This window comes from Pseudoalteromonas sp. SMS1 (genome assembly GCF_021530565.1).
Lineage (GTDB): Bacteria > Pseudomonadota > Gammaproteobacteria > Enterobacterales > Alteromonadaceae > Pseudoalteromonas.
On sequence record NZ_JAKGBI010000021.1, the window covers coordinates 62,241 to 76,237 of the forward strand.

11 protein-coding genes are annotated in these 13,997 nt (G+C 45.8%); 3 read left to right on the top strand and 8 right to left on the bottom strand.

Features of this window, described 5'->3' with window-relative positions:
• Nucleotides 1-63: 63 nt before the first annotated feature.
• The 6 genes from L1286_RS19775 to L1286_RS19800 all read right to left on the bottom strand — a co-directional run bounded on the left by L1286_RS19775 (nucleotide 64) and on the right by L1286_RS19800 (nucleotide 8,969).
• On the bottom strand, nucleotides 64-2,886 hold the full coding sequence (locus L1286_RS19775) for a TolB family protein (RefSeq protein ID WP_235408738.1): 2,823 nt from the start codon (nucleotides 2,884-2,886) through the stop codon (nucleotides 64-66).
• A gap of 65 nt (nucleotides 2,887-2,951) precedes the next feature.
• A complete protein-coding gene (locus tag L1286_RS19780; protein WP_235408739.1) occupies nucleotides 2,952-3,194 on the bottom strand; it encodes a hypothetical protein in 243 nt (80 codons plus the stop codon).
• Between the two features lie 99 nt (nucleotides 3,195-3,293).
• Complete coding sequence (locus L1286_RS19785) at nucleotides 3,294-4,577, bottom strand: sensor histidine kinase (RefSeq protein ID WP_235408740.1); 1,284 nt, start codon at nucleotides 4,575-4,577, stop codon at nucleotides 3,294-3,296.
• Nucleotides 4,567-5,949, bottom strand: coding sequence for a sigma-54-dependent transcriptional regulator (locus L1286_RS19790; RefSeq protein ID WP_235408741.1), 1,383 nt, complete (start codon nucleotides 5,947-5,949; stop codon nucleotides 4,567-4,569). Before L1286_RS19790 ends, L1286_RS19785 begins: the two co-directional genes overlap by 11 nt.
• Before the next feature lie 72 nt (nucleotides 5,950-6,021).
• Entirely contained in the window at nucleotides 6,022-6,873 is an 852-nt protein-coding gene (locus tag L1286_RS19795; RefSeq protein ID WP_235408742.1) for a D-hexose-6-phosphate mutarotase, read from the bottom strand.
• Between the two features lie 134 nt (nucleotides 6,874-7,007).
• On the bottom strand, nucleotides 7,008-8,969 hold the full coding sequence (locus L1286_RS19800; RefSeq protein WP_235408743.1) for a methyl-accepting chemotaxis protein: 1,962 nt from the start codon (nucleotides 8,967-8,969) through the stop codon (nucleotides 7,008-7,010).
• A gap of 160 nt (nucleotides 8,970-9,129) precedes the next feature.
• On the opposite strand from L1286_RS19800, the gene L1286_RS19805 reads away from it, so the two are divergent.
• From L1286_RS19805 to L1286_RS19815, 3 genes are all read left to right on the top strand, one after another.
• A complete protein-coding gene (locus L1286_RS19805; protein ID WP_235408744.1) occupies nucleotides 9,130-10,386 on the top strand; it encodes a carbohydrate porin in 1,257 nt (418 codons plus the stop codon).
• A gap of 343 nt (nucleotides 10,387-10,729) precedes the next feature.
• A complete protein-coding gene (locus tag L1286_RS19810; protein ID WP_235408745.1) occupies nucleotides 10,730-11,968 on the top strand; it encodes a FlxA-like family protein in 1,239 nt (412 codons plus the stop codon).
• Between the two features lie 215 nt (nucleotides 11,969-12,183).
• On the top strand, nucleotides 12,184-12,573 hold the full coding sequence (locus L1286_RS19815; RefSeq protein WP_235408746.1) for a YbaN family protein: 390 nt from the start codon (nucleotides 12,184-12,186) through the stop codon (nucleotides 12,571-12,573).
• Nucleotides 12,574-12,575: 2 nt separating this feature from the next.
• On the opposite strand, the gene L1286_RS19820 is transcribed toward L1286_RS19815, so the two are convergent.
• Together L1286_RS19820 and L1286_RS19825 are read right to left on the bottom strand one after the other, a co-directional pair.
• The gene (locus tag L1286_RS19820) at nucleotides 12,576-13,697 is read right to left on the bottom strand and encodes a cytochrome c peroxidase (RefSeq protein ID WP_235408747.1); all 1,122 of its coding nucleotides are present in this window, start codon (nucleotides 13,695-13,697) and stop codon (nucleotides 12,576-12,578) included.
• 62 nt (nucleotides 13,698-13,759) lie between these two features.
• Nucleotides 13,760-13,987, bottom strand: a complete 228-nt coding sequence (locus L1286_RS19825; protein ID WP_235408748.1) for a hypothetical protein — start codon at nucleotides 13,985-13,987, stop codon at nucleotides 13,760-13,762.
• Nucleotides 13,988-13,997 lie beyond the last annotated feature (10 nt).

The window sequence follows — 13,997 nt, forward strand, 5'->3', positions numbered from 1 at the left end:
GTAATTTAGTTATAACAGACCAACCAATTGTTAAGGCGGACGTCAGTCCGCCTTTTTCTCTGTCTATAACTCATGCCAGACGCCAAACCAAGCCCGCCATTCATTATCAAACACATCACTGGTAACTCGACTCAGTCCCAAACCCAACCGTAAATTTGATACACCCGCAGGCGCAAATTGTGCTGCATTACCTAATACTTTACGAGTCAAATCAATCTGCCATTTTGCGCCCCAACTCCGCGCAATCATATGGCCGTCGATCTTGTGATGTTTTAAATATAAACGCGGCATTCCGCCGCGCCAACTGGTTGCAAATTCATATCCTAAATAATGTAAACCGCGCTCATATGCAAAAGGAAGCTCAGCACTGTGTATTGAGTTGGCACCCACTTTGTCATAGACGCTATTGACACGGTAGCCCCCTATTTGCATTGTTGCCTGGTCACGATATCGATTTATAGACTGCAGAAATATTGGCCAATGCCAAAGCTTCGCATACCCATTCATGACAAGATCATGTCCTCGATTGTGGCCCCATATACTAGCCCCATCGACACTAAAACCAAAAGCGAATGCTTGCCTATCTCGATGAAAAGCCAGTTGATTGCCAAGCCAGTAACTATGGTCAACAGAACGCTTACGCAATGCTTCTACATACCACCCGGTATACGGCCGCCAAACCCACCCTTCTCTTTCAAACGTTGTCGCGAGTTCCAATGTGTTTGACCAGCCAACCCAATCCGCTGAGCGACTCAGTCGCTCAGCGGATTGGCGAGTCAGGTCGAAGTCAAATAGTCGCACCGCATTTTTCAGCTCAAATAGGCCATCAAAATATTTGAGATCTGCATATCCGCCACGCAGAAAATCATTATCAGGGCTGACATTAACCCCTGCTTGCCAACTATATTTTTTAAGAATGTCTGAGCCAGCGATGCCTAAACCCACCATGGCTTCACTAGCAGAGGCCACCTGTGCCGAGACTGTCCCCCCCCAATTTTGTGCAGATGCGTGGTACGGACCTAGATGCAACGACTCAGTATCAATTTGCGTTACCTTATCTCCCCCTTTTGCATGTGGAGCTGCATGGGCCATCAAGGTCGCATCGCCGAATTCTCCTGTATCTGCCAAGGTGCCAAGCTTAGCGCCATATGGCGTGCTCTCTAAAAACAACAGTTGCCCGTTAAGATTACCGACGACTTCCTCAAACACATGGCTGCCAAATGCCAGCTGTCGGAGGATTTTCGTCAAAAGGTGATATTGATAAAGCCCCAGCTCACCGTGACGTCCGGCAACAAAATACAAAATCTGTGATTCTTCGTGCCATCGCGGCGCAGTTACATATTGTGCACCTTCGGGCAATGGCACCTGTACGGCAGTGTGCGCTTGAGCAAGGTTGGTGACAAACAGCTGCCAACCCTGCGCCGGTGTTTGTTTTAAGTAAGCTAACCTGTCCCCACGGCTATCTACTGTCGGATAATCAAATACGGTATTGAGATCACCACTGAGTAGCACCGTGATCAATTTCGACTGCGTGTCAAAGCGTATTAGCTGGGAAAAGCCATTGATAACGCGCTCCGCAATCACCTCATGAGTATTAATAAAGGCAAATCGGCGTATCCCCAAACCACGTGATACGCGAGTCACTTGATCGCCACTCACATGCCAACGATAAAGATCATTAACCCGAGAACCTGATTGTCCTTTGCTGCGTGCTACGAAATAGAGGGTATCTTCGTCACCCCATTGCGGGTGATAAATACCCGAGAAATCAACCGGTTCATAAGTCGCTAAAACCTCATGAACAAAAGAGTCTGGCTGTCTATCCGCAATATCTTGTGGGTCACGCATTAGCAATGCTTTTTGTTGCGCTTTAAACTGTGTCAATGCTGCGGTATTCTCTTCACTTGCATACACCTTGAGTACTGTTTCATTATGTTGGTTGGTTTCGACAGCAGCAAATTTACGCTGGCTTTTAGAGAACTCAACATCACGAGCAGCAAAAGCAAACTGCATAAATTCGCGACTGTCAAAAGGGGTTAGCTGCTGTGCGTGCTGAATAGCTTGAAACGTATATTGCGCGATAAAACGTTGATATAAGCGTCGTGCCGGTTGACCAAAAATACCGTTAAAAGCGCTTTCAAAGTCACGTGACTCGACCGCCATGGTGCGGGTCCATACAGCATCTAGCGTTTGTTGGCCAAACTCTGCCTCTAGCCAGGCTAAGAACCGCGAGCCTAGCAAATAGGCCATGGCACTTGCCCGATAACTGCCATCGCCAAAATTGAGTGCAGCGTAGGGCAGTAACGCACCTTGTCGCGCATAAGCTCGTAATAATGCTTCACTGTAATTGTCAAACAGACGGCCTTTGCCGGTTAACTTCGACTCTTGTAAAGTGGCATACCCCTCGGCCACCCAACGAGGTTGTGCAGCCACAGCAAGATCATAACTGTCGCTTAGGTCTCGCAGCCACTGAGTATGGGCATGTCGGCTTGGCTGAGACAAATGCACTAAATGGATGTACTCATGAAGTACCAGTAACTGCAACCAACTCTGGTGATGGGCAATCTCCATATCAGATTGAGGCGGAGTCACATAAAGTACCATCAAAGGATTGTCCGAACTGGGAAGAGCATAGCCGTTGGGCAAATTAAAAGGATCAAGGATCACGGCATCAACAACGACGTTCAATGCACGGCCTTGTTGGTTAAGCACGGCCTTACGCGCGCGTTCTAGCTCAATCGCCGCTTTTTCAGCCCAAGTTTGATGATGGGGTTGAAAGTGTACTCTAAAATGCGAGCTGGAAAAGGTCAGCCACTCGTGGGCCACCGTATTTAACGACGTAAGCCACAATCCTACGACGAACAGCAATAGCATGCCTCTATGCATTGATTATCCCTTGCACGATTACCTAAGTGATAAACCTTAGGCTATATTGCGTGTGCAAGAAAGGATTAATCGTGACGTGCCATGGCGCCTAAAGACGTAAACAAAGTGAGGATGGCACCCACCACAATAAACGCCACCATGGAGAATAACGCGCTTAGTCCCAATGTAAATTTGGCGACCGCCATGGCCGCAGCAACGCCCCAAACACTCACTCGACTCAGCCATCGCTTTGTATTGCAGGGCAATTGCATATGTTTTAATACAAAAGTCATGAACAAAAAAGCCACAAATGGATATAACACTAACATAATGCACTCCTCGCTGCGTTAGCCAAGCCATATCGCGACACGCATAGATGCTTGCCACATGTAGATAGGAATTGAATTATATAGTAATGAGAATTATTATCAATTGGGAAGGGTTATTTTTATTTCCGCGCCCTGTAAACCATTGCTTACTGACAAATCTCCACCGTGTTGTTCAATGATATGTCTGCTCAATGTGATACCAATTCCCTGACCATCTGACTTAGTGGAGTAAAAAGGCGTTGTCGCGTTTTCTAAGTTCGCAAATCCACCTCCCTGATCGGTCACGATTATCACCACGTGAGAAGCCTGATAAAATGCATTGAGCCCTACCCAATGTCGCGGCGGGTTAACGGCTTCATTGGCTTCAAATGCATTTTTTATCAGGTTTATTAACACCTGTTCAAGCAACTGCGGGTCGCAATAGCAGTATCGCACCGAACACGCTAAGTCGATGCGCTGATCTTCGTACATTTCGCTGAATAACTTTTTGATAGACATCAATAGATCTAACAACACCCGCTTTTCTCTATGTAACTTGAGCGGTTTAGATATTTGACTATAACGCCCTACAAATGCTTGTAAGTGTGCACAGCGCTGCTCAATGACGCTCAATGCATTGCGATCTCGCGACTGCGTTATTTTTGTTTGTAAGCTTTGCGCAAGCGAGCTCACGGGGGATAAGGAGTTATGTATTTCATGCCCAATCACCCGAATTAATCGCTGCCAGGCTGACAACTCTTGGTGCCTTAATACTTTACGAATATCCGTCGCAATAATCAGACGGTGGCATTCTCCTTGTTCATAAAACTCGCTGCTATGTAATGTCCACTGAACACGTCGCGATTCAGTGCGAAAGCGCCACGCTCCCTGACATTCTTCTAGGTCTAACTGCATCGCTGTATGACCTTGCACAGTGTGCCATGATTGATGATAAATTAATTCAAAGGCAGCGTTAGCATAACTGAGTTGCTTTTTTTCATTAAACACCCAAATCGGGCTGGGTAGTTTATCAATCAGTTGGTAGAGCACGAAAGATTGACGGTTATATCTTGTTTTATCTTTGTGCAATCGCTCGCTCAGCGCCACCATTTGAGCTTCCAACTCAGCCGCCTCACCCGTGTGAAAACGCGGCTTCACTTGATGGTTGTAATCTGTCTGCTGTATTGCTTCCAGTTGAATATTGACCCGTCTGAAGAGGCCAACAACTCGCCCAACTTGCCATTTGGCCATACAGTGTAAAAGATAAAAAGAAACACAACTCACGCCGATAGACCAGAAAACAGCAAACGACTGCAATGAGGTCACAACGCAGACTAACCCACTGATCACCAAGTTTAATAACAGCAAATATAGGCGCAACTCACGCTCTAAATTAGCCTTCATTTTTTAGTCCATGTTTTTCAATACGCCTATATAGTGAAGACTTACTTACACCCAGCCTGTTTGCGGCTTTGCTAACAGCGCCTTTTTCCTCAGTTAACACGTGTGTAATTGCGGCTTTTTCTAACTCTGCAAGTGTCTGTCCCTCAGAGTACGATACCGTTGCTTGCGCATAGGACGGGGCCGGGGTACTGGCAAAGCGCAGTTGGCAGTCATGCAAATTAATGTGCGTGCCATCACTCATCAGCAAAGCCCGCTCCATAACATGACTTAATTCGCGGATATTACCAGGCCATGGGTAATGCAAGAATGCGGCGCACACTTCTTCGTTAAGCGGCTTTGTTGCCATCTGATAACGCTGAGCATGTTTAGCCAGCAAATGTGTTGCAAATGGCACAATGTCTTCTTTACGTTGGCGCAAAGGGGGAAGCTCAAAAACAAACGTATTGATGCGATATAACAAATCGGTGCGAAATTCACCTCGCGCGACCAGTTGAGCAAGATCCGCATTGGTTGCACAGATCAGCCTTGCGTCACTTCGCTGTGTCTCACTGCTGCCCAGCACTTCATACTCCCCCGACTCTAAAACACGCAGTAGCTTCGCTTGCAAAGGCAATGATAGAGTTGCGACTTCATCGAGAAACAATGTCCCCGTGCAAGCGCTTGCAAAGCGACCTACGCGATCTGCCTTTGCATCTGTGAATGCTCCTTTTTTATGACCGAATAATTCACTTTCAAATAGGCTTGTAGAAAGCGCACCAACATTGACACTCACGAGGGGGCCACCAGCTCTCTGAGAGCATTCGTGTAACCACTCAACAATGTGACTTTTGCCTACCCCACTCTCGCCACACAACAAGATCGACGCATCGGTTTTGGCAATACGTGCCAATTGTGCTTCTAGGTTGCGTATTTCAGGGCATTGCCAAACATAGCTCTGGGAGGTATTGATTTGCGGCTGTGGGTGCTTAGCCGCGCGATCTATTCGCACTTTTTGACGTTGACTTACCTTCAACTGCTGTTGAATAGACGCAAGCAACGCGTCGTTTTGCCAAGGTTTTTCAATAAAGTCACTGGCACCAAGCTGCAATGCTTGTACCGCGAGTGCTACACTCCCCCACCCAGTAAGGCAAATCACGGCTGGCGCTGTACTTTGCTTGTTTAACCAGCGTAAAAAGCTCATGCCCTCTTCACCAGAAGTCGTATCTCTTGAAAAGTTCATGTCGAGTAAGATAAGCGATACGGCCCTGACACTTAAGAGCTGTTTAGCACTCGTTGGAGAGTCGGCTTCAAGCACCTCAAAGCCCTGATCTTCAAGAAAATAGGCGATACTCAATCGCACTTCTAGATTGTCATCAATGATCAATATGGTCATGATTGATACCGCGCGCATACCCCAGCTATCAAAGTGTCGCTAGGATACGCCAAACGCGGTAAATCTAAAAGGTCATAGCCAACGGATCTTCGTCATTAATGTATGGCTCTGTCCAGGTTCAATTGTTGCGGTGTCTTCCAATACATTCGCCGCTTCTAAACACAGCATGGTCAAATACTCTTCGTCTTGGAAGTTGCTCAAACGCTTCGATTTTTCAATCCATGGATTCCACAGCACGCAGGACATTGAATTTTCTCGAGATACTTCAATCACCCCTTGTGGTGTATGAATGGTTTGCACAGGCCCAGCTTGGGTATAAACCATGTCTGTTTCACGCGCAAACTCAACGGTATTGTCTTGCGTATAAGGCCCCTCACCAAACTCAATGAACTTTGCTCCTTGCAACCCATCCACTTTTGTCGATTTGATATCAGGTGTTGGTAGATAAGTATGTAGCGCTTGTGTAAGTGAAAATGGCGCTTTACCTAGGTTCGTATTGGTTAGTCTGACTTCTACAGCGTCACTCAATACAAATTCTACCTCTAGCCTAGACTCATAAGGCCAGTAGAGATCGTCTATCATCATCATAGGTAGTGAGAGGGAAATACGGACTGCATCTGCAGTTTCAACCACTTTTTCAGCGCGCCATACGACTTTTCTCGCCACGCCATGTGCAGGCCAGTCGGGGTTTTCGTGCGTGCCAAACCAAGGCCAACAGATTGGAATGCCACCTCTTACCGATTTACCCTCTTGATAATCTTCATCCGCAGAGACCCACATTAAATCCGTTTTACCGGTGGGAATAAACTCTGTAAGTTGCGCACCTTGGAGAAAAATCTTGGCTTGGCATAATGGGCTGTTTACATCAAAATACTCCAACCCAGACTCGGTTCTCGCTAATTTTACCGATTCGGAAAATTCCATGATCCACCTATAAATTGTCTTTAACTCTCCCTACATTACCGACCCACTTTCATCGAGTAAACCTCAATTACGCACTATGAATGATCTTCAACAGTTTTGTTTAAAATAGCGCCAAATATTTACCATTTGCTCGGTTAGACTTTGAATTTGCCTACCAGCTCAGTGAGTTGATGTGACAGTCCTGTCATTTTTTCACCGTTGTCACACGTATCACTGGCTATCGCACTGACACTGTCAGCGGCATTTTTAATTTCAACAACGTTGCGGTTAATATCTTCTGCCACATGTTGTTGCTCTTCAGCAGCCGTGGCGATTTGAGTATTCAAATCACTGATATTTTGAATCGACTGTGTAATTTCAATAAATTGATTTTGCGCAGAGTGGGTTAACTCAACCGTTTTTTCTGTTTTCGTCAAACTATTCTTCATATCCGTTGAGACGCCTTCAGTCATTTTGCGCAATTTATCGAGTTGCGACGCTATCTCTTCCGTTGACTCAGAGGTACGTTGAGATAAGGCCCTGACTTCATCTGCCACAACCGCAAAGCCGCGACCATGCTCACCCGCGCGAGCAGCCTCAATCGCCGCATTTAAAGCCAACAAATTCGTTTGCTCCGCGATGCCCCGGATCACGCTCAATATCGACATGATGTTTTCACTCTCACTGTCGAGCTTAGTGATGTCCGTTGTCGCGCGATTAATTACCTCAGACAAATCAGCCACACTGTGCACCGTTTCGGTAATCACCGTTTGGCCCAACTCGGATGCATGCTGAGTCTGCGAAGCAAGTTCTGCGGCATTGGCACAACTAGATGCGACCTCATTGGCTGTGGCTGCCATTTCATTGATGGCTGTCGCTGCCATTTCCAAAGCTTGTTGCTGTGCACTTGTTGAGCCAGTTAATTCATCAGCTTGCCCCGCGGTGGTCAGTGCCGTTTGATTGACCTGTTGCGCGCAATGGTTAATTTGCTGCACCAGCTGCGCAATCAAGTTCAAAAATTGGTTGAAGCTTTCGGCCAATCTGCCCGTTTCATCTTGTGTATTCACATCAAGACGCTTGGTCAGATCCCCTCCACCTTGAGAAATTGCCGTTAAACCATCACTGACGTTAACAATCGGCCCAGACAGCAAACTGGCTATATACGTTGCTAATACGATAAAAATGGCCACTAAAATGAGGCTAATCACAATCAAGGTCCACATCATATTATTGGCCGTGCTCATCACCTCTTGCTGTTCAACAAAGGCGATGAACTTCCAACCCAGTGTTTTTGATGTGTAAATATTGGAAAAGTAGTCAATGCCATCAATGGTAATTTCAAACAGGCCGTCAGGGCTACGATTTAACTCGCGATACAAACCGTTTTCCACTTCATCAATGTGCTTAAAGGTATAATCTGGATGTTTTGCATTGACTAAAATCGTGCCCGTGTCCTCTTCCAACATTAAGTAACCGGTCTCTCCCAATTTGATGCTTTTAATGATGTCTGTGAGGCCTTTCAAAGACACATCCATTCCTTGCACACCGATAAACTGACCACTGCGCGACTGTACCGCTTTCACGGTCGAAATGATTGCCGTGTCATCGGGCGCCCAATAATACGCATCGGTCAGTGACGTCTGTCCATTTGCACTTTTGCCAGTTGTATACCAGGGCCTGACTCTTGGATCGTACTGCGCGCTCACCTGCCCTTTTGGCCATTGAATATAGCCGCCTTCGGGGTTACCAAAATAAATATAAGAAATACCAGGATGGGAATCGCCAAATTGGCTGTACAATTCAAACAGTCGCTGCTCTACCGTTGTGCCTATATCAGGCGTCATTTGCTTTGCGCTGGGGTTATCGATATATACAGACACCCCTGCGCTGCCATTTTGCACATCCGGATGACCGGACAGGTATGACACATTCTTGGCAACTTCATCAAAGAACATGCTAATCCCGTTATCTATTTGTTGTGCTTCACGACTGCTCATTTCAACAAACTTTTCAATCGCAAGCTGCCGAGTTTGACTGATCACGATGGCGGCAATAATGACGAGGGGTACCACAATCGCGGTAATGAATGCGAGACGTAACTTTTGAGAAATATTCATAGCGAGACTTCCTGTGAGCATTCAAAAAATATAGTTGCAGATCTTCAACTATACAAAAAGATTAAAAAATTCCGGCCCAATAGCAGCTTGGTGCGGTGTGCAATCTCCGTAATACTCAACTACGCTTAGCTACAGTAACTCCCCATACGGACACCCCAACATGTTACGCAAAACCAAAATCTACGTTGCCATGGCACTGTTGATACCGGCAAGTACATCGTCCGCGCTAGCGTCTGATGATGAATTGGCTGAACTCAAACAACAGCTGCTCAAGCTGCAAAAGCGCATCACTCAACTTGAACAAACCAAACAACAAGAAGCGAAGCAACGAGCGCAAACAAAGGAAAGCGCACTGAAGCCAAGCGTCAAAGTAGGCGGCGCCGTCAGAACAACGTTTAGCCACACCTCTTATGATGATGACAATAAAAATCGCGGGGGCGATTTTGAGCTCGACGTATTTCGTATTAATTTCTCAGGAAACATTGGGGGGTTTGGCTTAAATGCCGAATGGCGTTACTTCGACTATATGACCGCAGTAAAATTCGCGTATCTATATTATGATTTTGCCCAAGATTGGCAAGCACAAGTGGGCCTGACAAAAGTACCTTTTGGTAACTGGCCATATAATTCTCACAGCTGGTTTTTTGGCACCACATACTATGTAGGTTTGGAAGATGACCATGATATGGGCGTGCTGTTTAAGCGTAAACTTGCCGACAACTGGCAACTGGACCTTGGCTTTTTTAAAAATGATGAACTCGGCGGTGTTGACGGGTATGTGGAAGACCGCAGTGATCGTTACTCCTATGATATAGTGGGATTTAGAAATGCAGGAGATGGAATATACGACGACCCTAACCAAGCTATAGGTGAGTACAATACCTTTTCTGGTCGTTATGGCTATCACTTCGAGCACGAAGGTGGTACGACTGAATTAGGCGTCTCAGGGCTAATGGGCGATCTACATAACGGTGTCGCTAAAGCGGGTGATTATCATGCGTGGGCAGTACATCTAAATGCCAATATTGGGCCTTGGAATTTTCAGCTGCAACATGGTGAATATGATTACAGTATCGCCAACGTCGATCGCATCGCCGTGGGCGCATACGCTTTTTATGACTCTATTGCAGCACAAGCGACCATGTCCAACATCAATATCGCGTACAGTATGAAAGTCAAACTTGGTCCGATAAACTCGCTACAGTTCTACAATGACTTTGGCATTATTTATGACAAATCAGATCATACCAACGACACTTGGATGAATGTCACAGGGGTCTCTATGTCCGCAGGCGCCTTCTTCTCTTATTTGGATTTCGTCAACGCAAAAAACCAGCCCTTTGTGGGTGGATCCATCGCCGGAGACAGTGATGATACAGAACGCAGATTTAACTTAAACTTTGGTTACTACTTTTAAACAGGTGACTTTCACAGTAAAGCTAAAAAAACGCCCCACAAACGGATTTTTTTTAGTTTTACAGCGCTGTCTGGCTTACAAGAGATGTTTTTTTACAGTGAAAAACACAAGTCCTTGTTTAATAAAATTATACCTGTAAACACTGTTTAATAAAAACACACTTGGACGGTTCCAAAAATAACAAGTTTGAAGCAACAATCTGACAATCAATAATGCCTGTTACGACATTGATACAAGCCAATTACAAACACTCAAAAGTTGCAAACTTACCCAATTTGCAGACATAAATTTTGTACGTTAGGCTTGCGCCTTTGTTAAATCTCACCCCTCGGATAATCACATAATGTCAAGAAGTATCAGACATGCTTTCGTACTGGGTACGCCACTTTTATTGGCCTCTCCCCAGACACTTTCTGCCACCAATGAGCTTTCAGAACTGAAGCAACAGCTGGCCAAGTTACAACAAAAAATCGAACAAATAGAATCACAACAAGCAACACAAGCTCAGTCAGAAAAGTCACAATCAGGGATCAAGGTTGGTGGTGCTATCCGAGTTAATTACGCAACCAACTCGTATGATGAAGATGCGAAAAACCGAGGGGGCGATTTTGATTTCGACGTCTTCCGCTTTAACTTCTCAGGAGAAGTGGCAAACATTGGCCTCAATGCCGAAATCCGCTTTTTCGATTATATGAATGTCGTAAAATATGCCTACCTCGACTATGACGTCACGTCACAATGGCAAGCACAACTTGGCTTGACTCAAGTACCATTTGGCAATGACCCGTATAACTCCCATAGCTTCTTCATGAGCCCCAATTATTTCGTTGGCCTCGAAGACGACTATGACATGGGTATTGTGATGAAGCGCCGCGTCGCCGATAACTGGCAATTGGATCTTGGCTTTTTCAAAAATGATGAATTGGGTGGAATCGATGGGTATGTGGAAGATCGCAAAGACCGTTATTCCATCGATATTGTCGGTATCAGAGGACAAAAAGAAGGGATTTATGACGCCCCAGAAGTACAGCTGGGCGAACAAAATACTTTTGTCGGGCGCTACCATTACCACCTTGAACACTTTGCAGGTTCGACTGCATTCGGTATTTCTGCTCTCAGAGGGGGCTTACATGATGGCCAGTACAGTGCAGGAGATTATCAAGCATGGGCTATCCACGTTAACAGTCATGTCGGCAATTGGAACGTTCAACTCCAGCATGGTCAATATGACTACCAACTTACCAATGTAGAGCGTATTGCCATTGCGGCCAACGCCACTTATGACACTATGCCAGCCAAAGCGACCATGTCGAGTGCAAACATAGCCTACAATTGGTCCGTTAATTATGGTCCTGTTACACATTTACAGCTATATAACGATTTTGGCACCCTTTACAATAAGTCAGATAACTCAGCAAACACATGGATGAATGTCACAGGCGTTGCGCTTACAGCGGGCCCTATTTTCTCATATATCGACTTAGTGCATGCGAAAAATCAGCCCTTTGTTGGCGGTACCATTGCAGGTCAAAGTGAGGATGTTGAACGACGCTTCAATATCAACATCGGTTACTACTTCTAGTGCTTCATATTGCCATGCAAATTCTCCATATTTGCATGGCAAACTCCCCTCAAGCCACGTCCTCAGAATAAATTACTGCACATTTCGTCTATAATGGAAAAGCAACAGCTGTTAAAATGATATGGGGTCCATACTGTGATCAGCGCATTTTTTGATTCAATTTATGGATATGTGACAGGCGCACAGCACACTTTAAACAGGAGAAACAGCACAACATGAAAAAGCTATTTAATCGCTGTTTCTGGCTACATGCTGCGGGGATCATTTTTGTCGGCCTTGGTTTTATCGGTATGGCATTGCCAGTGATGCCAACCACGGTTTTTTTCATTCTTGCGCTAGCCTGCTTTTCTCGTTCATCACCCAAATTTGAAAACTGGCTGTTAACACACCCTAAATTTGGCCCCTCACTCATCGCTTGGCGAGCACATCAGGTTGTGCCTCCAAAGGGCAAGTGGGGTGCCGGCATCGGTATGCTCATTGGCTATATTTTATTATGCTTTAGCCAAGCTCCTTGGTATGTATTGGTGCTCGTGGCCATCATCGAAGTATCCGTATTAGCATACTTGCTCACTCGACCATCACACCCTCCGATCACCAATACGTAAAATTAGTGCACAATGCCTGCGCTCGGGTATGGGGTCAGCGCATCCATAAATGCCACCAGCGCTTGTTGTTCCTGCTGAGTTAAAGAAAGCGGCTGTAGTAAAGGCGATGTAATAGGCGCGAGTGGATCTTTAGGGTCCCCGCGAAAACGAAAGCCTCCAGCATTATATACCGCCATAACGCCTTCCATATCAGCCAGTAACCCATTATGCATCCATGGTTTACTGTTCATTACACCTCGTAAACTTGGTGTTTTAAACTTACCCACATCGCTCGCTTTACCTGTCACTAAATAGCGCCCTAAGTCTTCATACTCACGTTTATAGTAGGTCAATCCAATATTGTGAAAACCATTATCACTGAACAGTGGTCCATTGTGACAGTTCATACACCGTGCCTTAGTCCTAAATAGATGCAACCCCCACAGTGCCTGATCACTGAGTTTTTGGTTATATGCCTGCTGAATCCTTGAGTGTGACTGTGTTCTAGCCAGTAAGAAGTAGTCAAAATCTGAGCGCCTCGATACAATTGTGCGCTGATAAGTCGCTAGCGCCTTTGCAACCTGCTGGACAGAAATCGTTTTCGTCCCAAACACGGCTTTGAATACAGATTGATAGCTTGGATCTGCGTTCAATTTTTCTAATAATTCAGGCAAGGTCATATTCATTTCGAGCGGATCTTGAATAGGCATTAAAGCCTGCTCTTCTAGGCTTATCGCACGTCCATCCCAAAATAACGTTTGCCAAAAAGCGGCATTTTCAACACTCGGCGCATTGCGCTTGCCTGTGAGCCTGTCATGCCCAAATGACACTGTTCTGCCATCAGCCCAGCCTAAGTCGCGGTCGTGGCAACTCGCACACGCAATCTGCCCAGAGCGTGATAATTTGGGGTCGAAAAATAGCCGTCGCCCGAGTGCTGCTTTTGCTTGACTAAACGGGTTAGACGATGGATGTACCACATCAGGTAGAAGCCCAAGCTCACGATGTGCGACCCCTGCACTGAGCTCTGGTTTAGGCCAAGCTTCTGGTGCCTGACTGTATGTACTGCGTAACGCCTCGAAGTCAACCTCAGCAAAGGCCACGAAAGAACATGAAAATAAAATAACAAATAGAACTGCTTGATACATAGATGACTTTAAAATGACCGCGATGTGCGGCTATGCACATCGCTTAGAGTTAAAAAAGAGCGTTATTTTGCGTGAAGTGCTTTAGGCTCTGCGAGTAGTAATTGTTTCGCCTCGAGCTGAGTGACTTGATGCTGACTGACCTCAAGACATACCGGCTTATTTTCTTTTCTTGCCTCACTTAGCGCAGTACCAAGTTCACCGAAGCGTTCAAACTTTATCCCATGAAGATCTTCGCTTGGTTGGTAGCAAAGCTGAGCGATTACTGCGACGCCTACAATTGAAATTGACATATTCTTTTCC

What these genes read in the sequence shown, in the direction of transcription:
- L1286_RS19775 (WP_235408738.1), bottom strand. Translation starts at nt 2,886, where the DNA reads ATGCATAGAGGCATGCTATTGCTGTTCGTCGTAGGATTGTGGCTTACG.
- L1286_RS19780 (WP_235408739.1), bottom strand. Translation starts at nt 3,194, where the DNA reads ATGTTAGTGTTATATCCATTTGTGGCTTTTTTGTTCATGACTTTTGTA.
- L1286_RS19785 (WP_235408740.1), bottom strand. Translation starts at nt 4,577, where the DNA reads ATGAAGGCTAATTTAGAGCGTGAGTTGCGCCTATATTTGCTGTTATTA.
- L1286_RS19790 (WP_235408741.1), bottom strand. Translation starts at nt 5,949, where the DNA reads ATGACCATATTGATCATTGATGACAATCTAGAAGTGCGATTGAGTATC.
- L1286_RS19795 (WP_235408742.1), bottom strand. Translation starts at nt 6,873, where the DNA reads ATGGAATTTTCCGAATCGGTAAAATTAGCGAGAACCGAGTCTGGGTTG.
- L1286_RS19800 (WP_235408743.1), bottom strand. Translation starts at nt 8,969, where the DNA reads ATGAATATTTCTCAAAAGTTACGTCTCGCATTCATTACCGCGATTGTG.
- L1286_RS19805 (WP_235408744.1), top strand. Translation starts at nt 9,130, where the DNA reads ATGTTACGCAAAACCAAAATCTACGTTGCCATGGCACTGTTGATACCG.
- L1286_RS19810 (WP_235408745.1), top strand. Translation starts at nt 10,730, where the DNA reads ATGTCAAGAAGTATCAGACATGCTTTCGTACTGGGTACGCCACTTTTA.
- L1286_RS19815 (WP_235408746.1), top strand. Translation starts at nt 12,184, where the DNA reads ATGAAAAAGCTATTTAATCGCTGTTTCTGGCTACATGCTGCGGGGATC.
- L1286_RS19820 (WP_235408747.1), bottom strand. Translation starts at nt 13,697, where the DNA reads ATGTATCAAGCAGTTCTATTTGTTATTTTATTTTCATGTTCTTTCGTG.
- L1286_RS19825 (WP_235408748.1), bottom strand. Translation starts at nt 13,987, where the DNA reads ATGTCAATTTCAATTGTAGGCGTCGCAGTAATCGCTCAGCTTTGCTAC.